We start from the raw sequence: 26,926 nt of genomic DNA on the forward strand, positions 1-26,926 counted from the left end.
GCTGAGCGCTGCAGCTTGAAGCTGTTAAATATATATCTAGGTAATTATTCTTACGCCAAATAAAGATCAACCTTACTTAAGCTTAAGTTAACTTGATTACGTTGTTTTCACCCATGATTATTATGCCCATCATTGTTCAAAGCCCTGTTTTAGAGCCTTGAACAGAATATGATGATAGGCCGCGACCCTCGATTTAACGGGTTTGACCCGTTACAAGAAACAACTCATGATTTCCTCTCGCTGCCCACGGTCTTGCGCTGCGCAGTAGCTATTGGCGTGTCATCACGCAGTTCACTCTTTAAACGTGGCAATAGTGTGCTCATTTGATTGACGCGCTGTTCTTTTTTTTTGTATCAAATGCGTCGATCTATTTGGGCACGGGGGAATACCTGTGCGTGATCCGAGATATGACATTTTGTTTGAGCCGGTCCAGATAGGGCCCGTGCGTACGCGCAATCGTTTTTACCAGGTACCGCACTGTAATGGCATGGGGCATGTACATCCTTCGGCTATGGCACGTATGCGCGCAATAAAGGCCGAGGGCGGGTGGGGTGTTGTCTGCACGGAAGAGTGCGAAATCAGCCCCTTGAGCGAATTCTCGCCTTATATCGAAGCACGCCTGTGGGACAAGCGCGACATACCGGCGCTGGCCCGCATGTGTGACGCGGTTCACCGGCACGGTAGCCTGGCGGGTGTGGAACTGGCCTTCAATGGCTATTCCGCGCCCAATCGCACCAGCCGCGAAATCCCCTGGGCCCCCTCCAATACCCCCGTGCGCGGCTACGACCCGGTGCAGGCCCGCGCCATGAGCCGCGCCGACATCAAGCAACTGCGCGAGCTGCACAGGGCTGCGGCCTTGCGTGCCCGTGATGCAGGGTTTGACATCATTTATGTATACGCTGGCCATGATCTGGGCTTGCCGTTCCACTTTCTGACGCAACGCAACAATCGCCGCACGGATGAATATGGCGGAGCGCTGTTCAATCGTGTGCGCCTGCTGCGCGAGTTGATAGAAGACACCCGGGATGCCGTCGGTGACCGCTGCGCCGTTGCCGTGCGCCTGGCCGTTGACGAGCAGCAGGGCTGCGCCGGCCTGACCCGGGACAGCGAAGGCGTCGAAGTGTTTTCCATGCTGGCCGAGCTGCCGGACCTTTGGGATATCAACGTTGCCGACTGGGCCAATGACAGCGTGACCTCGCGGTTTGCCCCAGAGGGTTATCAGGAGGCATTCCTCACCGGGCTCAAGGCCTTGACCAGCAAGCCGGTGGTGGGTGTAGGACGTTTCACCTCGCCCGATACCATGGCCTCGCTGGTGCGCCGCGGGGTGTTGGACCTGATCGGCGCGGCCCGCCCTTCTATAGCCGATCCTTTCCTGCCCAACAAAATCGACCAGGGGCGCACCGACGAAATTCGCGAGTGCATCGGCTGCAATGTTTGCGTCAGCGGCGATCACACCAGCACGCCAATGCGCTGCACACAAAATCCGACTATGGGCGAGGAATGGCGACGCGGCTGGCATCCGGAGCAGGTTCCGGTCCGGCGTGCCGAGGGGCGAGCGCTGGTAATCGGCGCAGGCCCTGCCGGTCTTGAGTGTGCCCGGGTACTCGGCGCTCGCGGCCTGGAAGTGATGCTGGCTGAAGCCACTCGCACCCTGGGCGGACGCGTGGCCAGCGAGTCCCGGCTACCGGGGCTGGCGAGCTGGTCGCGGGTGGTCGATTACAGGGTGGATGCCTTGAGCCGTCTGGGCAATGTCGAGATCTACCGTGAAAGCCGCCTTGAAGTGCAGGACGTTCTCGACATTGAAGCCAGCCACGTGTTTGTCGCCACCGGTTCGCGTTGGCGCAACGATGGCCTGGGCCGTGTGTTGCGCCAGCCTCTCCCTGGGCTGGAAAACCTGCCCGTATTCACGCCGGATGATGTGATGGCAGGCGCTGTGCTGCCTTCGCCCGTGGTGGTGTTCGACGATGACCACTACTACATGGGCAGCGTACTGGCCGAGAGCCTGATTGCCCGGGGAGTCGAGGTGCTGTATGTCACCCCGGCCGCAGATGTTGCCCCCTGGACCCACAATACCCTTGAACAGCACCGGATCCAGCGCCGCTTGCTGGAACTGGATGTCACCATCATCACCTCCCATACGCTGTGCAGCCTCACGCCGTACGGTGTACAGGCAGCGTGCACCTACACCGGGCGCCCGCGTTTCATTCCTGCCGCAGGGGTGCTGCTGGTGACCTCCCGCGAGCCTGAGCAGGGTCTGTTCGACGCCCTGCAGGCCGAGCCCCGGGGTGTGCAGCAGGTGATCCAGATCGGTGATTGCCTGGCTCCGGGCACAATTGCTGCCGCGGTGTACTCCGGGCATCGCTTTGCCCGGGAGTTCGACGCCCCCCCCGGGTTGCTTCGCATGCGCCGGGAGTTGGTGGCGCTGGAAGACTGGCCGGCGCCTTGAATTCTTTCTTGAGTGGTCAACCTGTCGCCCGACGGGCAATAGCGACCCGACGGGCGGTTATTACAACAACAATAAGGAATCAACCCATGAAAAAGATACTGTGGATGCTGGCACTGCTGGTGGTGGCCGTGCTGGCTTGTGTCGTAGTCATTGCCCCGGCGCTGGCCAAGGATTACCAAGTCATACGTTTTGGCACCGACCCGACCTACCCGCCCTTTGCCTCGAAAAGTGCCGACGGCTCACTGGTGGGCTTTGAAATTGACCTGGGCAACGCCCTGTGCGAGCGCGTGCAGGCAAGCTGCAAGTGGGTCGAAATCGATTTTGACGGCATGATCCCCAGCCTCAATGCTCGCAAGATCGACGGCATTCTGGCCACTATGGCGGTGACGGCGGCGCGGCAAAGGGTCATTGATTTCTCGTCCGAGGTGATGACCACGCCCAATGCGCTGGTGTTCAAAAAAGGCGCTGGCCTGGATGCCAGCCTGCAGGCGGTAAAAGGCAAAGCCATCGGCTACCTGCAGGGCAGCACCCAGGAGGTCTATGCCAAAGCGGTGCTGGCCAAGGCCGGGGCGAAACTCGTGGCATACCCGGATCAGGATCGGGCCTACGCTGATCTGCAAGTCGGGCGACTGGACGCGGCCCTCCAGGATCTGGTTCAAGCCGAGCTGGGCTTTTTGCGCTCTCCCCAGGGTGCTGCCTTTGAGGCCGGCAAGGCGATTGAAAGCGACCTGATGCCGGGCACCAGCGCCATTGGCATCCTCAAGGGCAATCAAGCACTCAAGGCTCTGCTCGATAAAGGCCTCGCCCAACTGCATGCCGATGGCACCTACGCACGGCTGCAAAAGCAGTATTTCGGGGATCTTGTTCTGTACAGCAATAAATGAGCGGCCTTCAGGTTTACGCGCCATTGCTGGCACTGGGCACCTGGATGACGATCAAGCTGGCGCTGATATCACTGCTGCTGAGCCTGTTTCTGGGGCTGCTGGGCGCAGGAGCCAAGTTATCCACAAGCCCTGCGGCGCGATGGATGGCCCGGCTTTACACCACCCTGATCCGCGGCGTGCCCGACCTTGTGCTGATGCTGCTGATCTTCTACGGCCTGCAAACCTGGCTCGGCCAACTCACGGACAGGCTGGGCTGGGCCTATATAGAGATAGATGCTTTCACTGCCGGGGTGATGACCCTGGGCTTTATCTACGGTGCTTACTTCACCGAAACCTTGCGCGGCGCCATTCTCGCAGTGCCCTTTGGGCAGATTGAGGCTGCCAGTGCCTACGGCCTGAGCCCGATGCAGTGTTTTTGTCGTGTGCTGTTCCCGCAGATGATGCGCTTTGCGCTGCCGGGGTTGGGCAACAACTGGCTGGTGCTGCTCAAGGCAACCTCGCTGGTGTCGATCATCGGCCTGGCCGAGCTGGTAAAGGCAGCCAGCGACGCGGGAAAAAGCAGTTTTCAACTGTTTAACTTCCTGGTGCTGGCGGCAGTGATCTACCTGCTGATAGCCGTTGCCTCCAACAGCGTATTGCACAGGCTTGAGCGGCGCTTCGCCGTGGGGTTCGAGCGGGGTGCGCGATGATCGAAGTATTGCTGTCGTATTGGCAGCCTTTTTTGTATAGCGATGGCCAGCAGATCAGCGGTCTGGCCATGACCTTGTGGCTGACCACTGCTTCCATCGGCATGGGTTTTGTACTCTCGATCCCGCTGGCCATTGCCCGGGTTTCTGAAAACCGCTGGGTGCGCTGGCCGGTGCATGGCTTTACTTACCTGTTTCGCGGCACGCCGCTGTATATCCAGCTGTTGATCTGCTACTCGGGCATCTACAGCCTTGCCGCCGTTCAGTCGCAGCCGTTGCTGGGCGCATTTTTTCGCGATGCAATCAACTGCACCCTGCTGGCCTTCACCCTCAATACGTGCGCCTACACCACGGAAATCTTCGCCGGTGCGATCCGTTCAATCGCCCGGGGGGAGGTACAAGCTGCCCGGGCGTATGGCTTCAATGGCTGGAAGCTCTACCGCCGCGTCGTCATGCCCCAGGCACTGCGCCGCGCCTTGCCGGTTTACAGCAACGAAGTGATCCTGTTGCTGCACTCCACCACCCTGGCCTTCACCGCCACGGTCCCTGACATTCTCAAAGTCGCCCGGGATGCCAACGCGGCCACCCTTCAGACCTTCCCTTCGTTTGTCATCGCTGCCGGGCTGTACCTTATCGCCACCTTTGCCCTGGTGGGACTGTTTCACCTGGCCGAGCGGCGCTGGCTGGCATTTCTCGGCCCGCGCCGATAGGAGAACCCCCATGCACCACCAACGTCATGATGTGCTGGCCGCCGTTCCGGGCACCTGTCGGCAAATCCATAGTTTTCATTACGGACCAGCGCCAGAGCACGGGAAAATCTATATCCAGGCGTCGCTGCACGCGGACGAGCTGCCGGGCATGCTGGTGATCTGGCATCTCAAGCAGCGCATGCTGGAGCTCGAGCAGGCCGGCCTGTTGCGCAAGCACATAGTGCTGGTGCCCGTGGCCAACCCGGCGGGGCTGGAGCAGGTGTTGATGGACGTGCCCCAGGGGCGTTTTGATAACGAAAGCCGACAGAATTTCAACCGCTTCTTTGTGGATGTCAGTCAGGAGGTGGGCGATAGTGTCGAGGGCCAGTTGACCCAGGATCCAGAGCACAATACGCAACTGATCCGCTCGGCCTTGCGCCGTGTCCTGGTCGCCACGCAGCCGCTGACCCACGTGCAGGCCCTGCGTCAGACCCTGCAGACCCTGGCGTGCGATGCCGATATGGTCCTGGACCTGCACTGCGACTTCGAAGCCGTGCAGCACCTGTACCTGGCCCCGGCCTTCTGGCCGCAGGTAGAGCCCCTGGCCCGTTACCTGGGGGCCCGAGCCTGCTTTATGGCCACCGAGTCGGGCGGGCAGTCCTTCGATGAATGGTTCACCCTGTTCTGGGCGCAGATGCAAGCGCGCTTTGCGCCACGCTTCCCCCTGGCGTGCTGCAGCTTTGCCGTGACCGTTGAGCTGCGAGGGGTGGCGGATGTGACCCACGAACTGGCGCGTGACGATAGCCAGGCGCTGATCGACTACTTGATCCATGCGGGTGCAGTCGAAGGGCAGCCAAAAGCACTTCCGGCATTGCTCAACCCGCCGACCCCGCTAGCGGGCGTCGAGCCGTTGAACAGCCCCACGGGGGGTTTGCTGGTGTTTTATGCGCAAGTGGGTGACTACCTGCAGGCGGGGGCTGTGGTGGCAGACATCATTGACCCCATCACGGACCGTATTACTCCAGTGGTCTGTCAACGCGAAGGCTTGCTCTATGTCCGCTCATTGCGGCGCATGGCGACTGCGGGAATGACCATTGCCCATGTCGCCGGGGCGCAGGCGTATCGACAAGGGGACTTGCTGTCGCCATGAAGGGATTGCGAGCGCGGGAAGGGAAAGAAAAGCCCCTACTTGTCCGGCATCGGAAACGGAAACGGCATCACATTGCTGACACCACGGGCTTCACTGATTTTAGGCGTGCCCAGCCGCTCAACCTCATCGATACGGACAATCGAGTGCATCGGCACAAAGCTGCGCACCACACCTTCAAACTGAGCCTTGAGCTTTTCTTCGCTGGGGTCGACAACCATTTGTGTGCGCTCACCGAAGACGAATTCCTCTACTTCCAGAAACCCCCACAGATCACTTTGATAGATCTGCTTGGCGTACATTTCGAACACCTGGCCCTGGTTGAGGAAAATCACCTTGTAGATTGGAGCTTCACGTTTGGTCATGGTGGGCGGGTAAGCATCTGAAGGTAAAAAAGAGGGCGCGAACTATAGCATAGCCATCAGACGCACAACGCTAGGAAGCAACGGCTATGACCCCTATAATGTGCGGTTCTTTGAACCACTTGATGAACACCCATGGCCAAGAAGCTTTACATCGAAACCCACGGTTGCCAGATGAATGAGTACGACAGCTCGCGCATGGTCGACCTGCTGGGTGAACATCAGGCCCTGGAAGTCACAGCGCGCGCCGAAGACGCTGATGTCATCCTGCTGAATACCTGTTCAATCCGTGAACGTGCCCAGGACCGCGTGTACTCCCAACTGGGTCGCTGGCGCGAACTGAAACTGGCCAACCCCGACATGGTTATCGCCGTGGGCGGTTGCGTGGCCAGCCAGGAAGGCGCGGCGATCCGCGATCGCGCCCCGTATGTGGACGTGGTATTCGGCCCGCAAACCCTGCACCGCCTGCCGGAAATGATTGACGCCGCGCGCATCACCAAACTGCCGCAGGTTGATGTGTCATTCCCTGAAATCGAGAAATTCGATCACCTGCCAGAGCCTCGCATCGACGGCCCAAGCGCCTACGTGTCGGTCATGGAAGGTTGCAGCAAGTACTGCACGTTCTGCGTGGTGCCTTACACCCGCGGCGAAGAAGTCAGCCGGCCCTTCGATGATGTATTGGCCGAGGTGATCCACCTGGCTGAAAACGGCGTGCGTGAAGTGACCCTGCTTGGCCAGAACGTCAACGGCTATCGCGGCCTGACCGAAGGCGGTCGCCTGGCCGACCTCGCCGAGCTGATCCGTGTGGTGGCGGCGATCGACGGTATCGAGCGTATCCGCTACACCACTTCCCACCCGCTGGAGTTTTCCGACAGCCTGATCCAGGCCCACGCCGAAGTCCCGGAGCTGGTCAAACATCTGCACCTGCCGGTGCAATCGGGCTCCGACCGCATTCTGTCGGCGATGAAGCGCAATCACACGGCCCTGGAATACAAATCCAAACTGCGCAAACTGCGCGCTGCCGTACCGGGGATCTGCATCAGCTCCGACTTTATTGTCGGCTTCCCGGGCGAAACCGAAAAAGACTTCGAACAGACCATGAAGCTGATCGAAGACGTGGGTTTCGACTTTTCCTACTCTTTTGTCTACAGCCAGCGCCCGGGCACCCCGGCAGCAGACCTGACGGACGACACCCCGGAAGAGCGCAAGAAAGAGCGTCTGAACGCGCTGCAACATCGTCTCAACCAACAGGGCTTCGAGATCAGCCGCCAGATGGTAGGGTCGACCCAGCGGATCCTGGTAACCGACTACTCGAAAAAAGACCCGGGCGAGTTGCAGGGCCGGACCGAGAACAACCGCATCGTCAACTTCCGCTGCGACAACCCGCAGTTGATCGGGCAATTCGCCGATGTGCATATTGATGCGGCCCAGCCGCACTCGTTGCGGGGCTCGCTGCTGAACTGACCACACGCCATCGTCCCTTGTGGGAGCGGGCTTGCTCGCGATGCACGCAACACGGTCCGACTGGATGAGTGCGGTGGTGCAATCGCGAGCAAACCCGCTCGCACATCAAACATTTGGTGAAGTCCTTTCACGCTTGACCTGCTAGCGTTATCCTTAATTTCATATCAATTGCCTAAGGGCGGCTAAATACGACCTTGAACGCACCCATCGAACCACATCGCTTCCTTCTCGAGCCCTTTGAGGCCCGCCGTTTCGCCAATCTGTGCGGGCAATTCGACGAGCATCTGCGCTTGATCGAGCAACGCCTGACGATCGAAATCCGCAATCGCGGTAACCAGTTCGAGCTGATCGGCGACCCGAAAATCACTTCTTCGGCAGAAAACCTGCTGCGCCGCCTGTACCGCGAAACCAAGGCCACCGAGCTTTCGCCGGACATGGTTCACCTGTTCCTGCAAGAGTCTGCGGTACAAGACCTCGCCAGCAACCCGGTGGCTGAAGCCAGTGTTTCGCTGCGTACCAAAAAGGGCATGATCCGCCCTCGCGGGATCAACCAGCAGCGTTACGTCAAAGAGATCCTGGGCAACGACATCAACTTCGGCATTGGCCCGGCGGGTACGGGTAAAACCTATCTGGCTGTGGCCTGCGCAGTTGATGCCCTGGAACGCGAGCAGATCCGCCGCATCCTGCTGGTGCGCCCGGCGGTTGAGGCCGGTGAAAAGCTCGGTTTCCTGCCGGGTGACCTGTCGCAAAAAATAGACCCGTACCTGCGCCCGCTCTATGACGCACTGTACGAGATGCTTGGTTTTGAATACGTGGCCAAGCTGATCGAGCGCCAGGTGATCGAAGTCGCGCCGCTCGCCTACATGCGCGGCCGCACGCTGAACAACAGTTTCATCATTCTCGACGAAAGCCAGAACACCACGGTCGAGCAGATGAAAATGTTCCTGACCCGCATCGGCTTCGGCTCGACCGCCGTGATCACCGGTGACATCACCCAGATCGACCTGCCCAAAGGCACGAAATCGGGGCTGAACCATGTCATTGAAGTGCTCAAGGACGTGCCGGGCATCAGCTTTACCCACTTCCAGTCCAAGGACGTCGTGCGCCACCCGCTGGTGCAGCGCATCGTCGAGGCCTACGGTCGCTACGAACAGGAAGCCGCCGACAAGCTGGCCGCGCTGCCCGCTGCAAAGGATTACCGCCACGATGCTTGAGCTTGACCTGCAACTGGCGACTGACGCCAGTGCCCCCAGCGAAGCCCAGTTCCGCCAATGGTGTGAACTGGCTTTGCGCCAGCGCAGCGCCGATTCGGAAATGACCATTCGTCTGGTAGACGAACCCGAAGGTCGTGAACTGAACCACACCTGGCGCCAAAAAGACTACGCCACCAATGTGCTGTCCTTCCCCGCTGACGTGCCTGATGAGTTCCTCGATATCCCGCTACTGGGCGATCTGGTGATTTGCGTGGCCGTGGTCGAGCGCGAAGCCGCCGAACAAGGCAAAAGCCTTGAGGCCCACTGGGCCCATCTGGTGATACACGGTTGCTTGCATCTTCTGGGTTACGACCATATAGAAGACGAAGAAGCCGAAGAAATGGAAGCACTGGAACGAACGTTGCTTGCAGAACTGGGTCATCCTGACCCGTATGCAGACGACGAAACCGAATAACACCCACTGAAACTACCAAGGGATACGAGTAAATCGCTATGAGCGAAGACCGATCGAGCAACGGGCAAAAGTCATGGTTAGGTAAGCTGACCCAGGCCTTTGCCCATGAGCCGAAAAACCGCCAGGAGCTGCTTGAGCTGCTGCGCGAAGCACACCAGAACAAACTTTTGGACAGTGAAGCGCTGGCCATCGTCGAAGGTGCCATTCAAGTGGCTGACCTGCAGGTACGGGACATCATGGTTCCTCGCTCGCAGATGATCAGCATCAAGGCAACCCAGACCCCCCGCGAATTTCTCCCGGCGATCATTGACGCGGCGCACTCGCGCTACCCGGTGATCGGCGAAAGCCACGACGACGTCCTTGGCGTCCTCCTGGCCAAAGACCTGCTGCCGCTGATCCTTCAAGAGAACGGCGACAAGTACAACATCAAGGATTTGCTGCGTCCGGCGACATTTGTCCCCGAGTCCAAGCGCCTTAACGTGTTGTTGCGCGAGTTCCGCGCCAACCACAACCACATGGCCATCGTGATTGACGAATACGGCGGCGTTGCGGGTCTGGTGACGATTGAAGACGTTCTCGAGCAGATCGTCGGCGACATCGAAGACGAGCACGACGTCGAAGAAGACAGCTACATCAAGCCGTTGCCCAGCGGTGACTTCCTGATCAAGGCCCTGACCCCGATCGAGAACTTCAACGAGTTCTTCGACACCGAATTCTCCGACGACGAGTTCGACACCGTGGGCGGCCTGGTCATGAGCGCATTCGGGCACTTGCCCAAACGCAACGAAACCACTGAAATCGGCCCCTACCGCTTCCGCATCCTCAATGCTGACAGCCGCCGGATCCATCTGATTCGTCTCACGCCTATTGCCCGCTAAATCTCAATACCAAGGATTGAAATGCGCTGGATAACCTCCCCCGGCTGGCCCGGTAACTTGCTGGCCGTGGTGGCCGGCGCACTGACAACCCTGGCGTTGGCCCCCTTCGATATCTGGCCATTGGCACTGGTTGCCCTGGCCCTGTTCTATCTCGGTTTGCGCGACCTGTCGCCAAAACAGGCGCTGGGCCGAGGCTGGTGTTTCGGTTTTGGCCTGTTTGGCGCGGGCACCAGCTGGATCTACTACAGCATCCACCACTTCGGCGGCGCTTCGGTGCTGCTGGCCGGTTTCCTGATGTTGTTGTTCACGGCAGCCATCGCCTGGTTCTTTGCCCTGCCCGCCTGGGTGTGGGCGCGCTGGATCCGTCGCAATGAAGCGCCGTTGGCCGATACACTGGCATTTGCCGCGCTATGGGTTGCTCAAGAGGCGTTCCGCGGCTGGTTCCTCACCGGTTTCCCATGGCTGTATTCCGGTTACAGCCAGCTGGACGGCCCTTTGGCCGGGCTCGCACCGTTGGGCGGCATGTGGCTGGTGTCTTTCACTCTGGCCCTGACCGCTGCCCTGCTGTGCAATTTGCCACGCCTGATCAAGGCCAGACGCAAGGCTTTTGTCGCCGCAGGGGTGGTCTTGCTGATCGGCCCCTGGGCCGTCGGCCAGGCCCTCAAGCACCACGCCTGGACCAGCCCTTCAGGTGACCCGCTGAGCGTGGCGGCGATCCAGGGCAATATCGAACAAAGCATGAAATGGGACCCGGCCCAGGTCAATGCACAGCTGGCCCTTTACCGTGACATGACCTTCAGTTCCAAACGTGTCGACCTGATCGTTTGGCCAGAAACCGCTGTCCCTGTCCTCAAAGAGAACGCTGAAGGCTTTTTGAGCATGATGGGCCGGTTTGCCGCCGATCGTAACTCAGCGCTGATTACCGGCGTGCCGATCCGCCAGGAAGTGCGACATGAACCGCGCTACTTCAACGGCATCACCGCCGTGGGCGAGGGCGATGGTGTTTACCTGAAACAGAAACTGGTGCCATTTGGCGAATATGTGCCGTTGCAGGATGTACTGCGCGGCCTGATCGCATTTTTTGATCTGCCAATGTCGGACTTTGCCCGCGGCCCGGCGGACCAGGCCATGTTGCAGGCCAAGGGTTATCAAATCGCGCCATTGATTTGCTATGAAGTGGTGTATCCGGACTTCGTGGCCGGGCTTGCTGCCCAGAGCGATATCCTGCTGACCATCAGCAATGACACCTGGTTCGGCACCTCGATTGGGCCGCTGCAACACCTGCAAATGGCGCAGATGCGCGCCCTGGAAGCCGGGCGCTGGATGATTCGGGCCACCAACAATGGCGTCACGGCATTGATTAACCCGTTTGGGCAAATCACCACGCAAATTCCGCAGTTCGAGCAAGGCATCATGTACGGCGAAGTGGTGCCAATGCACAACCTCACGCCTTACCTGCAATGGCGCTCATGGCCACTGATCATCCTGTGCAGCCTGCTGATTGGCTGGGCCCTGGTCACCAGCCGGATTGCCAAGACGGTCTAGCCTTGTGCTTCTGCGTCTTCTACCCTCACCCCAACCCTCTCCCGGAGGAAGAGGGAGCTGACAGGTGGTGTTGCGTAGAGCTGCTTTTGCCTTTAATCCCCTCTCCCTCCGGGAGAGGGCCAGGGTGAGGGGCTTTTGCTTAATGGGTCAGCGATAAAACAACGGATAGGCAATCTGCCCTACCACTTCATTGATCAATAGCCCGGACTGCCAGAACGCTTTGTACTCAGGCATCCAGCCCCCCAGCGGTCGCGCATTGTCGGCACTGAAAAAACCGACCGGCGCAGGCACCACGTCAAAACCAGCCTTTTCAAAACTCCACACCGAACGCGACATATGCCAGCCGTGCGTCACCACGACCACCCGCTTGACCCCCAGCGGCAGCAGAATGTCTGCGGTCATTTTGGCGTTTTCCCACGTTGTGCGGCTTTGCTCTTCTTTCCACCGTACTTGCACGCCGAAATCATCACGCAATGAATCCGCCATCAACTGCGCCTCACTGGGCGGCGAGCCGTAGTGCAAACCGCCAGTGGTCAACACCGGCAAGCCCGAAGCCTTCGCCAGTCGGGCGGCATAGCGCTGGCGCTCCAGACCGATGCCGGTGGGCTGATCGCTGCCCCAGGCCGGATCCCCCCGCTCACGCCCCGAGCCCAGCACCACAATGGCATCGGCACGCGCGGCCAGCGTCGACCACTCGCTCTGCGCCAGCGGTGGTTCGCGCTCCAGCACACGGGCGCCCCACTCCACCATTATTGGCAAACTCATCAGCCAGAAGCCGCCCAGCCCCAGGGCAAACAACACACCCGCCACTCGCGGGCGCGAACGCCGTAGCCACCAGGCAAGCGCCAGGAGCAACAGAAAAATGCCAGGGGGTAATAGAAGCTGTTTTAAAAAGTATCGAATAGGCATCGAGCATCTCCAAAGATGCCCGAAGCCTAAGGGGGTTGATTGAGCGCATCAACAACGCAGGTGAGAAACCCAAACACAAACGTGTAATGCATCAACCCGGAGGTACAACTTTCTTGATGCGGCTTTGTTGAAGGCCGGGCTTGAATCGCCGTATGGCCTAAGCTCCCTGCACCCTGTCTTTAAGCCAGATAACCTTGGCCCTGGGGGCATCCTGCATGTTCACGCTGCCTTGCGAGCGTTTAATTGCCTCACGCCCGATCCGGTTCAAATAGAGGTTGATCAACTCCAGCTCGGCATGACTCAAGCCTCGCAATTCCAACTCGACTGGGCGTTCATCACGTAATTGGACAGCCGTCTTTGCTGAATCAAGAGCCACACTCAAACGATCAATCAGCCGCTCATACACTTGCGATGTTGCTACGCTGCGTTGCAACTCTGCCATCCGTCCACCTCATTTAAGGAAATGAATCTCCCCCACAGGAGAGCTTAGCTGCGCTTGTAAAAGCGGCGTGCTGCTGCGACCAACGGAGTGATGAGGCAATCAGGGTTTCCCTCGATAGAGCGGGGTCATGTATGCTACGGGACTTCCTGTAACCCCTGCTCCAACCTGACCGGGCAACACTGTCGCCGGTCTATGTTGAAGAGGATTAGGCCACCCTTTATCAGTACAAGTAGCCATGCACGAACAATATCAGCCCCGTGAAATAGAAGCCGCCGCCCAATCATTCTGGGACAACCAAAAGTCCTTCGAAGTCAGCGAAGATCTAGGCAAAGAGACGTTCTACTGCCTATCGATGTTCCCGTACCCAAGCGGCAAGCTACACATGGGGCACGTGCGCAACTACACCATCGGTGACGTGATCTCCCGTTACCAGCGCATGCTTGGCAAGAACGTCCTGCAGCCCATGGGCTGGGACGCCTTCGGCATGCCGGCTGAAAACGCCGCCATGAAGAACAAGGTGGCGCCGGCCAAGTGGACCTACGAAAACATCGCCTACATGAAAACCCAGCTGCGCAGCCTGGGTCTGGCCGTTGACTGGTCCCGCGAAATCACGACCTGCAAGCCGGATTACTACCGTTGGGAACAATGGCTGTTCACCCGCCTGTTCGAAAAAGGTGTGATCTACCGTAAAAACGGCACCGTGAACTGGGACCCGGTGGATCAGACCGTTCTGGCCAACGAGCAAGTGATCGACGGCCGTGGCTGGCGTTCGGGCGCGGTAATCGAAAAACGCGAAATCCCGATGTACTACTTCAAGATCACCGCTTATGCGGATGAGTTGCTTGAAAGCCTCGACGATATGCCGGGTTGGCCCGAGCAGGTCAAAACCATGCAGCGCAACTGGATTGGCAAATCCCGCGGCATGGAAGTGCAGTTCCCTTACAACGTCGAGTCCATCGGCTCAGCAGGCGCGCTCAAGGTTTTCACCACCCGCCCTGATACCTTGATGGGCGCGACCTATGTCGCTGTGGCTGCCGAGCACCCGCTCGCCACCCAGGCAGCGCAGGGCAACCCCGAGCTGCAAGCGTTTATCGCCCAGTGCAAAGGCGGCAGCGTGGCAGAAGCCGACATGGCAACCCAGGAAAAAATGGGCCTGCCAACCTCCCTGTTCGTCGAGCACCCGCTGACCGGCGAAAAGCTTCCTGTATGGGTCGCCAACTATGTACTGATGCATTACGGCGACGGCGCGGTGATGGCTGTACCAGCACACGACGAGCGTGATTTCGAATTCGCCACCAAGTACAACCTGCCGATCAAGCCGGTTGTGCGTACCAGTGCTGGCGACGAGTCACCGGCACCGTGGCAGGACGCTTACAACGAGCACGGCCCGCTGATCAACTCCGGCGAATTTGACGGCCTGGATTTCGACGCCGCATTCGCCGCCATCGAAGCCGCCCTGACTGCCAAAGGCCTGGGCCAGGCGCGCACCCAGTTCCGCCTGCGTGACTGGGGCATCAGCCGCCAGCGCTACTGGGGCTGCCCGATCCCGATCGTGCATTGCGATACCTGCGGTGACGTACCAGTACCTGAAGCCCAGCTGCCAGTGGTCTTGCCAGAAGATGTCGTACCCGATGGCGCCGGTTCGCCACTGGCACGCATGCCTGAATTCTACGAGTGCAGCTGCCCTAAATGTGGCGCACCGGCCAAACGCGAAACCGACACGATGGACACCTTCGTCGAGTCGTCGTGGTACTACGCACGTTACGCCTCGCCGCACTATGAAGGCGGTCTGGTCGAGAAATCGGCAGCAGACCACTGGCTACCGGTGGACCAGTACATCGGCGGTATCGAACACGCCATTTTGCACCTGCTGTACGCGCGCTTCTTCCACAAGCTGATGCGTGACGAAGGCCTGGTCAGCTCCAACGAGCCGTTCAAGAACCTGTTGACCCAGGGCATGGTAATCGCCGAGACCTACTTCCGTACGCTGGACAACGGCGGCAAGGATTACTTCAACCCGGACGACGTGGAAATCGAACGTGATGCCAAGGCCAAGATCATCGGCGCCACGCTGAAGAGTGACGGCCTGCCGGTGGAAATCGGCGGCACGCAGAAAATGTCCAAGTCGCTCAACAACGGTGTTGACCCGCAATACATGATCGAACAGTACGGCGCAGACACCTGCCGCCTGTTCATGATGTTTGCTTCGCCGCCTGACGCAAGCCTGGAATGGTCCGACTCGGGTGTTGAAGGCTCCCACCGCTTCCTCAAGCGTGTATGGCGCCTGGCCCATGCCCATGTAGGCCAAGGCCTGCCGGGCGCGCTGGATATCGCCAGCCTGAACGATGAGCAAAAAGTCATTCGCCGTGCCATCCACCAGGCTATCAAGCAAGCCAGCCAGGACGTCGGCCAGCACCACAAGTTCAACACCGCCGTCGCCCAGGTGATGACCGTGATGAACGTGCTCGAAAAAGCACCGCAAGCGACTGAACAAGACCGCGCCCTGCTGCAGGAAGGTCTCGAGACTGTAGCTCTGGTACTGGCGCCGATCACACCGCACATCAGCCATGAGCTGTGGAACCGGTTGGGGCATGCAGGTGCAATCATCGACGCTGCATGGCCAACCCTGGATGAAACCGCGCTGGTTCAAGACACCCTGCAACTGGTTATCCAGGTCAACGGCAAGCTGCGCGGGCATATTGAAATGCCAGCTGCTGCCAGCCGTGAAGAGGTTGAAGCTGCTGCCCGCACCAACGAAAACGTACTGCGCTTTACAGAAGGCCTGACGATTCGCAAAGTGATCGTGGTACCAGGCAAATTGGTCAATATCGTCGCCAGCTAACTGGAACAGGCGCCCGCGTCATGCGCGGGCGCCCAACAAGACCTTCAGGGCCGCGTGGTCGGCCCATCTGGTTTCAAGGGGAGCAACACATGATCAAACGCAACTTGCTGGTGATGGGTCTCGCAGTTCTGTTGAGCGCCTGCGGCTTTCAACTGCGCGGTACCGGCACCAACCAGCTGACGATCACCGAACTCGATGTCAGCGCGCGCAACGCCTATGGCGACACTGTGCGCCAGCTGCGTCAGGTGCTGGAAAACAGCGGCGTGAAAATCACTGCCAACGCACCATACAAACTGGTTCTGACCGACGAGAAGGAAACCCAGCGTTCTGCCAGCTACACCGGCAATTCGGGTACCGCCGAGTATCAGTTGAACAACGTAGTGAAATACGAAATTCAGGGGCCTAGCCATCTGACGCTGCTGAGCGACAAGGTTGAAGCCTACAAAGTCTACCTGCAGGATGGCAGTAACGTGGCAGGCAGCACCCAGGAAGGCGACATGATCCGTAAGGAAATGCGCCGCGACCTGATCCAGCAACTGGTTCTGCGCCTGGAGCAATTGACCCCGGCCCAGCTGGAAGTACTGCAACAGCAAGCCGAAGCGAAGGCCAAGGCTGAAGCCGATGCCATCGAAGCTGCACGCAAGGCTCAAGAGGAAACTCCTCAACAGTCGCCTCTCGAACTGCAAAACCAGTAAGGCATACGGGGCGCTCAAGCGCCCCGCTATCGTTATGGTCCTATGAAACTCGCTCCCGCCCAACTCGCCAAGCATCTGCAAGGCCCTCTTTCGCCCGTCTACATCATCAGCGGCGATGACCCGTTGTTGTGTCAGGAAACCGCCGACGCCATCCGCAGTACCGCCCGCAAGCAGGGTTTCGATGAGCGCCAGGTGTTCAGCGCCGACGCCAGCTTTGACTGGGGCACGCTGCTGCAAGCCGGTGCCAGCATGTCGCTGTTTGCCGAAAAGCGCCTGCTGGAACTGCGCCTGCCTTCGGGCAAGCCTGGCGACAAGGGTGCTGCGGCGTTGATCGAATACTGCTCGCGCCCTGCCGAAGACACCCTGCTGCTGATCAGCCTGCCCAAACTCGACGGCAGTGCGCAAAAGACCAAGTGGGGCAAGGCGCTGATTGAAGGGGCGCAAACCCAGTTCGTGCAGATCTGGCCGGTGGACGCCAACCAGTTGCCGCAATGGATTCGCCAGCGCTTGTCGCAGGCCGGGCTGTCGGCCACCCATGATGCGGTGGAACTGATAGCAGCCCGGGTCGAAGGCAATCTTCTGGCTGCTGCGCAGGAAATCGAAAAGCTCAAGTTAATGGCTGAAGACGGGCAAATCACTGTCGAAACCGTGCAAGCCGCAGTGGCTGACAGTGCGCGGTTTGATGTGTTTGGCCTGGTGGATGCGGTACTTAACGGCGAAGCTGCCCATGCTCTGCGTATGCTCGAAGGCTTGCGCGGTGAAGGCGTAGAGCCTCCTGTGATCTTGTGGGCCCTGGCGCGTGAGCTGCGGGTACTGGCCAATATTGCCCTGCAGTACAGCCAGGGCACGCCATTGGACAAGGCGTTCAGCCAGGCGCGACCACCGGTGTGGGACAAGCGCAAACCGTTGATGAGCAAAGCCTTGCAGCGTTATTCGGCGCAGCGCTGGGCACAATTGTTGTTGGACGCGCAGCGTATCGATGCCCAGATCAAGGGCCAGGCAGCAGGGTCTGCCTGGAGCAGCCTGAGTCGTCTGGTGCTGCTGATGTGCGGGCAACGCCTGAATCTGCCAGCTGAATAAACACTGCTTTCTGTGGGAGCGGGCTTGCTCGCGATGCGGGCGTCGCGGCCTGACAGGCTGATAGCGTTGATGCTAACGCGAGCAAGCCCGCTCCCACCGATCACTATCCTGTAGACAATACGAAAAAACCGGCCGATGATTTGCGCTTGTTCAACTCAAGCGAGAGCACATGCCATGAGCAAGCGCCCCAACAAGGCCAAATCCATTGTTGCCCAACCCCTGTTCCGCAGCCGCCAGGAACGCCCCGCCAAAGGCAAAGGCAGCTACCGCCGCGAAGCCTTCCAGTCGAGAGACCGGGAGGCTTTTTACTTTCTGGCTGCCTGACGGCGGGGATGATAAGGTCTGCTTCTGTTTTGCATTACCTGGACCTGCGCATGCTCTCACGTCATACACGCCGTTGGCCGATGCGCCAACTGATCGCTGCTTCCAGCGTCATCCTTTTAGTCGCCTGCGCAGAGAAACCGACCGCAGCCGATGCTCAAACCTTGCCTGTGGTACCTCCGGCACCTGCGGTCATCAGCAGCGCGCCAGTGCCAGGCACCGACACCCCTCTTGTTCAGCCCACTCAAAGCTTCAGCGAATGGCAAGCCGATTTCCGCGCCCAGGCGCTTAAAGCCGGAATCAACCCGCTGGTATTCGATAACGCCTTTGCCGGCATTACGCCAGACATGAGCGTGATCAAGGCCGACCGCAGCCAGCCCGAATTCAGCCGCCCGGTCTGGGAGTACCTGGACGGTGCCCTGTCGCCTTTGCGTGTACGTAATGGCCAGCGTTTGCTGGAGCAGAATGCCGAACTGCTGGGCCGCATCGAGCAGCGTTATGGCGTTGATCGCCAGGCGCTGGTTTCGGTCTGGGGCATGGAAAGCAATTTTGGCTCGTTCCAGGGCAACAAGTCAGTCATTCGCTCCCTCGCGACCCTGGCCTATGAAGGGCGTCGCCCGGAGTTTGCTCAAAGCCAATTGATCGCTGCACTGAAGATCATTCAGGAAGGCGATATAAGCCCCGAGAAAATGCTCGGCTCGTGGGCGGGCGCAATGGGCCAGACCCAGTTCATCCCCACCACCTATGAAACCCACGCCGTGGATTTCGATGGTGATGGCCGTCGTGATATATGGAACAGCTCGGCAGATGCCCTGGCCTCGACTGCCCACTACCTGCAAAGTTCGGGCTGGAAGCAAGGCCAGCCGTGGGGCTTTGAAGTGACGCTACCTGCCGGGTTCGATTACGCCCTGGCAGATGGCGCAATCAAAAAGAGCGTTGCCGAATGGCAAAAACTGGGAGTCAAGGTACCTGCCAGCGCGGCAGGCTCAGAGCAGTTAAGCGCTGCCCTGCTGCTCCCTGCAGGCTATCGTGGCCCGGCGTTTCTGGTACTGGATAACTTCCGCGCCATCTTGCGTTACAACAACTCATCATCCTATGCACTGGCCGTGGGCTTGTTGTCGCAACGTTTCAACGGTGGCGGGACCATTTTGGCCGACTGGCCAAAAGACGACCGACCGCTGAGCCGCTCCGAGCGCGTCGAACTGCAAATGCTGCTGAGCCAGCGCAATTATGATGCGGGTAATGCAGACGGCATTATCGGCGCCAATACCCGCAAGGCTATTCGCAGCGCGCAGCAGGCCATGGGTTGGCCAGCAGACGGCTATCCGAGCCACAAGCTGCTGGAGAGTTTGCGTAGCCGGTAAGGTTGCTACCCTCTCCCTATGGGAGAGGGTCTTCAGGTTCAGGCGCTTACAACTACATCCTGCTCAAGCACCAGCAACTGCTGATCAGCATCCAGCCTGACCTGCGCACCCATCGGCAAGGTCAGGTTCGGATCGCAATGCCCGCTGCGCCAACCGGCCAGCACCGGAATACCCAGACCGCCCAGCTCCTGGGTGAGCAACCGCTCCAGCGCCGCAACATCAACTCCGGCCACGTCCCCCACCAGCACTCCGCGCAACCTGTCGAGCTTGCCCGCCAGGCGCAAATGCGTCAGCAGACGGTCGACCCGGTACAACGGTTCGTTGACGTCTTCGATAAACAGGATGATGTCTTCGCTGTCCAGTTCAAACGCCGTGCCCATCACCGCGCAGATCATCGACAGATTGCCACCCAGCAAACGGCCACTGGCGCAGCCCGGGGCAATGGTCGTCAACGGCCAGGCCGCGGGATGCTCCAGCACGGGCGGCTGTTGCCCGCCGAGCATACGCAGCAATGAAGTTTCGGTAGGCGGTTGTTTGTTGCCCAGCAGATCAGCGTTCACCATTGGCCCGTGAAAGGTCACAAAGCCCGCGTAACGGGTGATCGCCAGATGCAACGCGGTGATATCGCTGTAGCCGACAAACGGCTTGGGATGACGACGCAACAGCTCAAAGTCGATGCCATCGAGCAAGCGCGGGCTGCCATAGCCGCCGCGCAGGCAGAAAATGGCATCAATGCTGTCATCGGCAAAAGCCTCATGCAGGTCGCGTAAACGCTCTGCATCAGAACCGGCAAGATAACCCTCCCGCTGCCACACCCCCGGATAGACCCGCAGCTGGTAGCCGCGTGCATGCATCCATTGGGTCGCGAGGTTCAGGTCAAGTTCGGCAGGGCCTGCCGGGGCGATCAGGGCGATCACCCCGCCAGCGGGCAACGCGGGCACCGCGCTATGGGCCTTGAAGGACACTGGCGCGGTGAGCCGGTTAGTCATGGAGTCAGGCACTCACCAGCATGGATTTGACCAGCTTGGCTTGTTCATCAGCGTGGTACGAAGAACGTACCAGCGGACCGGATGCCACGTTTTTAAAGCCCATTTTGTAGCCTTCCTCGGCAAACCACGCGAAGGTGTCCGGGTGTACGAAACGCTGGACCGGCAAGTGGTTGCGTGACGGTTGCAGGTACTGACCCAGGGTCAGCATGTCGATGTCATGTTCGCGCATGCGCTTCATCACTTCGATCACTTCCTCGTCTGTCTCGCCCAGCCCCAGCATCAGGCCCGACTTGGTCGGAATGTGCGGCATCATCTGCTTGAAGCGTTGCAGCAGGGTCAGCGACCACTGGTAATCGGAGCCCGGACGCGCAGCCTTGTACAGGCGCGGCACAGTTTCGAGGTTGTGGTTGAACACGTCCGGCGGCTCGGCTGCGGTGATTTCAAGCGCAACATCCATGCGCCCACGGTAGTCCGGAACAAGTGTTTCGAGCAGCACGCCCGGCGACAGTTTGCGGATTTCGCGGATGCAGTCGGCAAAGTGCTGGGCACCACCGTCACGCAGGTCATCGCGGTCTACCGAGGTGATCACCACGTACTTCAGGCGCAGATCAGCGATGGCAATCGCCAGGCTTTCCGGCTCATTGGTGTCCAGTGGCTTCGGTCGGCCGTGGCCCACGTCACAGAACGGGCAACGACGGGTGCAGATGTCACCCATGATCATGAAGGTCGCGGTACCGCCCGAGAAGCATTCGCCCAGGTTCGGGCAGGAGGCTTCTTCGCACACGCTGTGCAGCTTGTGCTTACGCAGCAGGGACTTGATACGGTCGACTTCCGGAGAAACCGGAATGCGTACGCGAATCCAGTCAGGCTTCTTCGGCAGTTCGGTGGTCGGAATGATCTTTACCGGGATACGCGCAACCTTCTCGGCACCGCGCAACTTGACGCCGGTCTCAACCTTGGAACGGGCCTCGCTGGCGCGGGCCGCACGTTCTGAGATATCCAGCGTTGGGATCAGGGTTTGAACAGCGTCTTGCGCAGTAGTCATATCAATCGATTCCGCCCGTCAGGGTCGTCTGCTCAGCATAGTCGAGGTGTTTGACGAGCTGCGAGCGCAGCCGGGCACCAACCTCGGCAAATTCAATCGGCCCTGCATGGTCACGCAGCTGGGTCATCGCCAGCCCCGCATAGCCACAGGGGTTAATCCGTCGAAACGGTTCCAGGTCCATGTCCACATTCAGGGCCAGACCGTGGAAGGAGCAGCCATTGCGGATCCGCAGGCCCAAAGAGGCGATTTTCGCGCCATCGACATACACGCCCGGCGCATCGGCCTTGGCTGCAGCGCTCACGCCATAGCTGGCGAGCAAGTCGATCAGGCACTGTTCCATCCGCGTGACCAGCTCACGTACGCCATAGCCCAGCCGGCGCACATCGAGCATCAGGTAGGCAACCAATTGGCCGGGGCCGTGGTAGGTCACCTGGCCACCGCGATCCGACTTCACCACCGGGATATCTCCCGGTAGCAGCAGATGCTCGGCCTTGCCTGCCTGGCCTTGGGTAAACACCGGCGGGTGCTGCACCAGCCAGACTTCGTCTTGCGTGTCCGGCACCAGCTTGCGCTCATCGGTAAAACGCTGCATCGCCAGCCAGGTGCGCTCGTAATCAAGCTGGCCCAGCTCACGAATACCCAAGACCTGCGACATCACAACACCATATGTACGAAGCCGGTGGCTCGCAATTCGCTGTTGATGTTGTAGAGCTGATCCTGATCAGTTGCCACGATATGCAGCTGGATCGTCGTGTACTTGCCGTTGGTGCTCTGGCGCTCATCGACACGATCATCGTTGACCGTCGCGTGTTTCTTGACGATATCGATGATTTTGTCCTTATTGCCCACACCCGTGTCGCTGATCACCTTAACCGGGTAATCCACGTTGGGGAATTCGATCTTTGGCGCCTTTACTTCGGTATCGCTCATGGCGTATTGGCCTCGTAAGCCCGGAACAACAAAGGTGGCCCCGCGCAGGGTAGGCGCGGGGTCACACAGGTGGGTGCAATCAGTTGAACAGCCCGTAGAAGAATAGACGGATGCTATCCCACACGCGTCGGAAAATACCACCTTCCTCGACGGGCTCAAGGGCGATCAGGTCAGCACTGTGCACAACCTTGTCGTCAAGTTTGACCTCAACCTTGCCGATCACATCACCTTTGGCGATAGGGGCCATCAGTTGCGGGTTCATGGTCATGCTTGCAGCCAGCTTTTTCAGTTGGCCTTTTGGCAGGGTCATGGTCAGGTCATCCGCCAGGCCAGCCTTGACCTGGTTGGTGGTGCCTTTCCAGACCGGAGCCTGAGCCAGCTCGGTGCCCTTCTGGTAGAAGGTCTGGGTTTCGAAGAAACGGAAACCGTAGGTCAGCAGCTTCTGGGTCTCTGCAGCACGGGCCGCTTCACTGTTGGTGCCGAACACCACGGCGATCAGGCGCATGCCATCACGTACGGCCGAAGACACCATGCAATAGCCGGCTTCGTCGGTGTGACCGGTTTTCAGACCATCAACGGTTTTGTCGCGCCACAACAACAGGTTGCGGTTAGGCTGCTTGATACCGTTCCAGAAGAACTCTTTCTGCGAGTAGATCGCGTAGTGAGTCGGGTCTTCGTGGATGATGGCGCGAGCCAGCAACGACATGTCGTGAGCCGACGAGTAGTGATCCGGGTTCGGCAGGCCGGTCGGGTTCATGAAGTGGCTGTTGGACATGCCCAGCTCACCGGCGGTCTTGTTCATCATGTCGGCAAAAGCGTCTTCGCTGCCGGCAATGTGCTCGGACAGGGCGACGCTGGCGTCGTTACCCGACTGGATGATGATGCCATGCAGCAGGTCGCTGACCGACACCTGGGTGCCGACCTTGATGAACATCCGCGAACCACCGGTGCGCCATGCGTTTTCGCTGACAGTTACCGGGTCGTTTTCGCCGATCTGGCCACGACGGATTTCCAGAGTCGCGATGTAAGCGGTCATCAGCTTGGTCAGGCTGGCTGGCGGCAGACGCTGGTCGCCGTTGTTCTCGACCAGCACGTTACCGCTGCTGGCATCCATCAGAACATAGGACTTGGCTGCAAGTTGTGGTGGCGACGGCATCATCTCGACTGCCCAGGCGGCAGGAGTGACGATCAGCGGTACTAGCAGGCACAGGCGTTTGGCAAAGGTGGTGATGTTCATCCGTCTCTCGAAGTTGTTAATGGAAACTTACCCTCGCGGGCAAAACTGTACAGGCAGTCGTTTGACTGACTGCCGCGTATTCAGTTGCAGTCCCGGCCCCTGGAAGGGCTTTTATTCTTGACCTCTGCAACTGCGTTTGGGCCCCGACTGCTCAGGGCCCAACGCTTTGTTCGGTGTTACTGATCCGACGTCACAACGCTCGGCTGGCCCAGATTGGCCAGGCGCACGCTGTTTTGTGTTTGTGCCACCTCACCCGCCGAAGCTATTGGCCCCATGCGTACACGGTGCAAGGTTTGCTGATTGCGCACAATCGAACTGATAAACACGGGGGTACTGACCATGCCACTGAGTTTGGAACGAAGCAACTCGGCAGCGTCCGGATTGGCAAAGGCACCGACCTGAAGGTAGGTACCCTGGCCCTTGGCCATTGGACTGACCGGAACCACATCGGCAGCATGCTGCTGTGCGGGCGGAGTCCATTGTTCAACCTTGCCGGTGGACACGGTCGGGGCGGTGTTCTGGGCCACTTTCGGTTCGTTGAGCATCAGTGGCGCAGGGCGACCGCGCTGAGCCCACCAGGCCTGAGGGTCAATACCTTCAACCTTGACCCGGGCCGTACCGGTTTCGGCATAGCCGAGCTTTTTGGCAGCAGCGTAGGACAAGTCGATAATACGATCCGAATAAAACGGGCCACGGTCGTTGACGCGCAGGATCACGGCCTTGCCGTTATCCAGGTTGGTCACCTTGACGTAGCTGGGCAGCGGCAACGTCTTGTGCGCCGCGCTCATGCCGTACAGGTCATAGACCTCGCCATTGGCGGTGTTCTGGCCGTGAAACTTGGTGCCGTACCAGGACGCGGTGCCCGAGGCCACATAGGTCTTGGACTCTTGCATCGGGAAATAGGTCTTGCCCAGCACCGAGTACGGCGCCGCCTTGTAAGGCCCGGTGTGCAGGGTCGGCGTGGCGTCGGGAATGCGCGAAACGTCAACATCCCACCACGGTGCACCGTCCTTGTGGGCACGGTTGATATCCAGGCCCGGCTTGGAACTGACCGCGGTCGATGTTTGCGGGGGCGTCGAGCGACTGCTCGAGCAGCTCACCAGCAGCAACGCAACAGCGGCGCAGGCGGCGAGTTTCAAAGGTGTACGGGTCGCTAGAAACGGCATTACTTGTTGCCCCGTGCTTGAACCAGCAGATCGGACAGTTGATGCACTGCCATGGCGTACATCACGCTTCGGTTATAGCGTGTGATCGCATAAAAGTTTTTCAGGCCCATCCAGTATTCAGGGCCGTCGGCACCTTCCAGACGAAACGCCGTGACCGGCATATCGTCGCGCAACGCATCATGACTCGACCAGCCCAGCGCTCGCAACTCCCCGACGGTCTTGACCGGTTCGATGCCCTGGGTCAGGCCTTCATCGGCGCGATCACCGGTCACATCGGCGCGAATCACCACCGGCTCACCGGCTACCCAGCCATGACGTTTGAAGTAGCTGGCAACGCTACCGATGGCATCGTCCGGGTTGCTCCAGATATTGATATGGCCATCACCGTCGAAATCCACGGCATAGGCGCGAAAGCTGCTCGGCATAAACTGCGGCAAGCCCATGGCTCCGGCATAGGAACCCTTCAGGGTCAGCGGGTCAACCTGTTCTTCGCGGCTCAGCAACAGGAACTCTCGCAGTTCCTTGCGGAAAAACTCGGCGCGAGGCGGGTAATCGAAACCCAGGGTCGACAAGGCATCGATCACGCGGTAGTTACCGGTGTTGCGACCATAAAAGGTTTCGACGCCGATAATCGACACAATCACCTGGGCCGGAACGCCATATTCCTGCTCGGCGCGGGCCAGTACGGCTTCGTGCTCACGCCAGAAATCTACACCGCGGGCGACGCGAGCGTCGGTCAAGAACATCGGGCCGTATTCTTTCCACTGCTTGACCCGTTCGGCCGGGCGCGAAATGGCATCGAGGATGCTTTGCTTGCGCTCGGCTTCGCGGAACACGCCCATCAGCTGCTCGCCGGCAAATCCGTAATCACGGGTCATTTCGCCTACGAACTCAGCCACCTGGGGCGAGCCTTCGTAGTCACCGGCCAGCGCACCCTGTGCGGTCCCGAACAGACCCAGCAGGCCTACCCACGACGCGTATCGAGCAGCCCAGCCACGCATTGCTTGCATTGAATAATTCACCTTAATCAAACTTGTGCGATCCACTTGCGATGTGTGTGGATCGACATCAAAACCCCGAACGCTGACAACAGCGTCACGAGCGAAGTGCCGCCGTAACTGATAAAGGGCAATGGCACGCCCACCACCGGCAGCAGGCCACTGACCATACCGATGTTGACGAAAACATAAACAAAAAACGTCATGGTCAGACTGCCTGCCAGCAATTTTCCGAACAGGGTCTGGGCCTGGGCGGTGATCACCAGGCCACGACCAATCAACAACAGATAAATAAGCAGCAGCGCGCAAATGCCGACCAGACCGAACTCTTCGCCCATCACCGCGATGATGAAGTCGGTATGGCTCTCGGGCAGGAAGTCCAGGTGCGACTGGGTACCCAGTAGCCAGCCCTTGCCGAACACCCCGCCCGAACCAATCGCGGCCTTGGACTGGATAATGTTCCAGCCAGTGCCCAGCGGGTCGCTTTCAGGGTCGAGGAAGGTCAGCACGCGCTGCTTCTGATAGTCGTGCATCACGAAGATCCACATGGCCACCGCCACTGGAACCGTCGCTGCCAGTACGCTGAGGATCCAGCGCCAGCGCAGACCGCCCATGAACAATACAAACGCACCGCCTGCCAGTACCAGCAGCGCCGTACCCAGGTCGGGCTGGCGCACAATCAGGGCAAAAGGCACCCCGATAAGCATCAGGCTGACCGCCACATGCTTGAGTTGCGGCGGCAAGGTTCGCTTGGACAGGTACCAGGCGATGGTCGCAGGCATCAGGATTTTCATGAACTCGGAGGGCTGAAAGCGAATCACCCCGGGGATATTGATCCAGCGAGTGGCGCCCATGGCGTTGTGGCCCATGACATCCACCACCACCAGCAACATCACCCCGATCAGATAGCCGATCGGTACCCAGCGCGCCATGAATCGCGGTTCCAGCTGGGCGATGATAAACATCGATACCAGCCCGATACCGAACGAAGTCGCCTGTTTGCTCAGCAAGTCCCAGCTTTTGCCGCTGGCCGAATACAGTACAAACAGGCTGCCAGCCGCCAGGGTCAGCAGCAGAATCAGCAGCGGGCCATCGATATGCAAACGCTGAAGCAGCGTGGCACGGCGACGCATCACGTC

General features: G+C 59.4%; 26 protein-coding genes. 15 read left to right on the plus strand and 11 right to left on the minus strand.

Features of this window, described 5'->3' with window-relative positions:
- Positions 1-391 precede the first annotated feature (391 nt).
- From HBN79_RS17430 to HBN79_RS17450, 5 genes are all read left to right on the plus strand, one after another.
- A complete protein-coding gene (locus HBN79_RS17430) occupies positions 392-2,446 on the plus strand; it encodes an FAD-dependent oxidoreductase (protein WP_133143811.1) in 2,055 nt (684 codons plus the stop codon).
- Positions 2,447-2,532: 86 nt separating this feature from the next.
- On the plus strand, positions 2,533-3,330 hold the full coding sequence (locus HBN79_RS17435; protein WP_094999418.1) for a transporter substrate-binding domain-containing protein: 798 nt from the start codon (positions 2,533-2,535) through the stop codon (positions 3,328-3,330).
- Positions 3,327-4,019: an ABC transporter permease subunit gene (locus tag HBN79_RS17440; RefSeq protein WP_169916955.1), complete on the plus strand. Its 693-nt coding sequence runs from the start codon at positions 3,327-3,329 to the stop codon at positions 4,017-4,019. The genes HBN79_RS17435 and HBN79_RS17440 overlap by 4 nt, the downstream gene beginning before the upstream one ends.
- Entirely contained in the window at positions 4,016-4,726 is a 711-nt protein-coding gene (locus tag HBN79_RS17445; RefSeq protein ID WP_169916956.1) for an ABC transporter permease, read from the plus strand. The genes HBN79_RS17440 and HBN79_RS17445 overlap by 4 nt, the downstream gene beginning before the upstream one ends.
- A 10-nt stretch (positions 4,727-4,736) precedes the next feature.
- Entirely contained in the window at positions 4,737-5,855 is a 1,119-nt protein-coding gene (locus tag HBN79_RS17450) for a succinylglutamate desuccinylase/aspartoacylase family protein (protein WP_095023451.1), read from the plus strand.
- A 35-nt stretch (positions 5,856-5,890) separates the two neighbouring features.
- On the opposite strand, the gene HBN79_RS17455 is transcribed toward HBN79_RS17450, so the two are convergent.
- Entirely contained in the window at positions 5,891-6,217 is a 327-nt protein-coding gene (locus HBN79_RS17455) for a DUF1820 family protein (RefSeq protein ID WP_016779282.1), read from the minus strand.
- A 132-nt stretch (positions 6,218-6,349) separates the two neighbouring features.
- On the opposite strand from HBN79_RS17455, the gene miaB reads away from it, so the two are divergent.
- The 5 genes from miaB to lnt all read left to right on the plus strand — a co-directional run bounded on the left by miaB (position 6,350) and on the right by lnt (position 11,769).
- Positions 6,350-7,678 carry a tRNA (N6-isopentenyl adenosine(37)-C2)-methylthiotransferase MiaB gene (miaB, locus tag HBN79_RS17460; RefSeq protein WP_094999422.1) on the plus strand — a complete coding sequence of 443 codons (1,329 nt, stop codon included), beginning with the start codon at positions 6,350-6,352 and terminating at the stop codon, positions 7,676-7,678.
- A gap of 194 nt (positions 7,679-7,872) precedes the next feature.
- The gene (locus HBN79_RS17465) at positions 7,873-8,892 is read left to right on the plus strand and encodes a PhoH family protein (protein ID WP_094999423.1); all 1,020 of its coding nucleotides are present in this window, start codon (positions 7,873-7,875) and stop codon (positions 8,890-8,892) included.
- Complete coding sequence (ybeY, locus tag HBN79_RS17470; protein ID WP_016779278.1) at positions 8,885-9,346, plus strand: rRNA maturation RNase YbeY; 462 nt, start codon at positions 8,885-8,887, stop codon at positions 9,344-9,346. Before HBN79_RS17465 ends, ybeY begins: the two co-directional genes overlap by 8 nt.
- A 38-nt stretch (positions 9,347-9,384) precedes the next feature.
- The gene (locus tag HBN79_RS17475) at positions 9,385-10,224 is read left to right on the plus strand and encodes an HlyC/CorC family transporter (RefSeq protein WP_016779277.1); all 840 of its coding nucleotides are present in this window, start codon (positions 9,385-9,387) and stop codon (positions 10,222-10,224) included.
- A 21-nt stretch (positions 10,225-10,245) separates the two neighbouring features.
- Positions 10,246-11,769 carry an apolipoprotein N-acyltransferase gene (gene lnt, locus HBN79_RS17480; protein WP_094999424.1) on the plus strand — a complete coding sequence of 508 codons (1,524 nt, stop codon included), beginning with the start codon at positions 10,246-10,248 and terminating at the stop codon, positions 11,767-11,769.
- A gap of 147 nt (positions 11,770-11,916) precedes the next feature.
- On the opposite strand, the gene HBN79_RS17485 is transcribed toward lnt, so the two are convergent.
- On the minus strand, positions 11,917-12,678 hold the full coding sequence (locus tag HBN79_RS17485; RefSeq protein WP_095031785.1) for a YdcF family protein: 762 nt from the start codon (positions 12,676-12,678) through the stop codon (positions 11,917-11,919).
- A 157-nt stretch (positions 12,679-12,835) separates the two neighbouring features.
- Positions 12,836-13,120 (minus strand): hypothetical protein, encoded by a 285-nt coding sequence (locus HBN79_RS17490; RefSeq protein ID WP_094999426.1) that lies wholly within the window; start codon positions 13,118-13,120, stop codon positions 12,836-12,838.
- A gap of 235 nt (positions 13,121-13,355) precedes the next feature.
- On the opposite strand from HBN79_RS17490, the gene leuS reads away from it, so the two are divergent.
- The 5 genes from leuS (at position 13,356) to HBN79_RS17515 (ending at position 19,422) form a co-directional block, all read left to right on the plus strand.
- On the plus strand, positions 13,356-15,962 hold the full coding sequence (gene leuS, locus HBN79_RS17495) for a leucine--tRNA ligase (protein WP_095024989.1): 2,607 nt from the start codon (positions 13,356-13,358) through the stop codon (positions 15,960-15,962).
- Between the two features lie 89 nt (positions 15,963-16,051).
- A complete protein-coding gene (lptE, locus tag HBN79_RS17500; RefSeq protein ID WP_094999428.1) occupies positions 16,052-16,657 on the plus strand; it encodes an LPS assembly lipoprotein LptE in 606 nt (201 codons plus the stop codon).
- 42 nt (positions 16,658-16,699) lie between these two features.
- On the plus strand, positions 16,700-17,737 hold the full coding sequence (gene holA, locus HBN79_RS17505) for a DNA polymerase III subunit delta (RefSeq protein WP_094999429.1): 1,038 nt from the start codon (positions 16,700-16,702) through the stop codon (positions 17,735-17,737).
- 174 nt (positions 17,738-17,911) lie between these two features.
- On the plus strand, positions 17,912-18,061 hold the full coding sequence (gene arfA, locus HBN79_RS17510) for an alternative ribosome rescue factor ArfA (protein WP_003444166.1): 150 nt from the start codon (positions 17,912-17,914) through the stop codon (positions 18,059-18,061).
- A gap of 50 nt (positions 18,062-18,111) precedes the next feature.
- Positions 18,112-19,422, plus strand: coding sequence for a lytic murein transglycosylase (locus HBN79_RS17515; protein ID WP_094999430.1), 1,311 nt, complete (start codon positions 18,112-18,114; stop codon positions 19,420-19,422).
- Positions 19,423-19,460: 38 nt separating this feature from the next.
- Here HBN79_RS17515 and HBN79_RS17520 read toward each other — a convergent pair whose 3' ends face one another.
- The 8 genes from HBN79_RS17520 to rodA all read right to left on the minus strand — a co-directional run bounded on the left by HBN79_RS17520 (position 19,461) and on the right by rodA (position 26,920).
- Positions 19,461-20,411, minus strand: a complete 951-nt coding sequence (locus HBN79_RS17520; RefSeq protein ID WP_169916957.1) for an LD-carboxypeptidase — start codon at positions 20,409-20,411, stop codon at positions 19,461-19,463.
- A 4-nt stretch (positions 20,412-20,415) separates the two neighbouring features.
- Positions 20,416-21,456 carry a lipoyl synthase gene (lipA, locus tag HBN79_RS17525; RefSeq protein WP_094999432.1) on the minus strand — a complete coding sequence of 347 codons (1,041 nt, stop codon included), beginning with the start codon at positions 21,454-21,456 and terminating at the stop codon, positions 20,416-20,418.
- Position 21,457: 1 nt separating this feature from the next.
- Positions 21,458-22,111: a lipoyl(octanoyl) transferase LipB gene (gene lipB / locus HBN79_RS17530; protein ID WP_094999433.1), complete on the minus strand. Its 654-nt coding sequence runs from the start codon at positions 22,109-22,111 to the stop codon at positions 21,458-21,460.
- Positions 22,111-22,386, minus strand: coding sequence for a DUF493 domain-containing protein (locus HBN79_RS17535; protein ID WP_016779266.1), 276 nt, complete (start codon positions 22,384-22,386; stop codon positions 22,111-22,113). The genes lipB and HBN79_RS17535 overlap by 1 nt, the downstream gene beginning before the upstream one ends.
- A 79-nt stretch (positions 22,387-22,465) precedes the next feature.
- Positions 22,466-23,623: a D-alanyl-D-alanine carboxypeptidase family protein gene (locus tag HBN79_RS17540; RefSeq protein WP_094999434.1), complete on the minus strand. Its 1,158-nt coding sequence runs from the start codon at positions 23,621-23,623 to the stop codon at positions 22,466-22,468.
- 176 nt (positions 23,624-23,799) lie between these two features.
- A complete protein-coding gene (locus HBN79_RS17545; protein ID WP_094999435.1) occupies positions 23,800-24,789 on the minus strand; it encodes a septal ring lytic transglycosylase RlpA family protein in 990 nt (329 codons plus the stop codon).
- Complete coding sequence (gene mltB, locus HBN79_RS17550; protein ID WP_094999436.1) at positions 24,789-25,799, minus strand: lytic murein transglycosylase B; 1,011 nt, start codon at positions 25,797-25,799, stop codon at positions 24,789-24,791. The genes HBN79_RS17545 and mltB overlap by 1 nt, the downstream gene beginning before the upstream one ends.
- 17 nt (positions 25,800-25,816) lie before the next feature.
- The gene (gene rodA / locus HBN79_RS17555; protein ID WP_165484550.1) at positions 25,817-26,920 is read right to left on the minus strand and encodes a rod shape-determining protein RodA; all 1,104 of its coding nucleotides are present in this window, start codon (positions 26,918-26,920) and stop codon (positions 25,817-25,819) included.
- Positions 26,921-26,926: the final 6 nt, after the last annotated feature.

The organism is Pseudomonas sp. WS 5051 (assembly GCF_012985715.1).
GTDB lineage: Bacteria > Pseudomonadota > Gammaproteobacteria > Pseudomonadales > Pseudomonadaceae > Aquipseudomonas > Aquipseudomonas bubulae.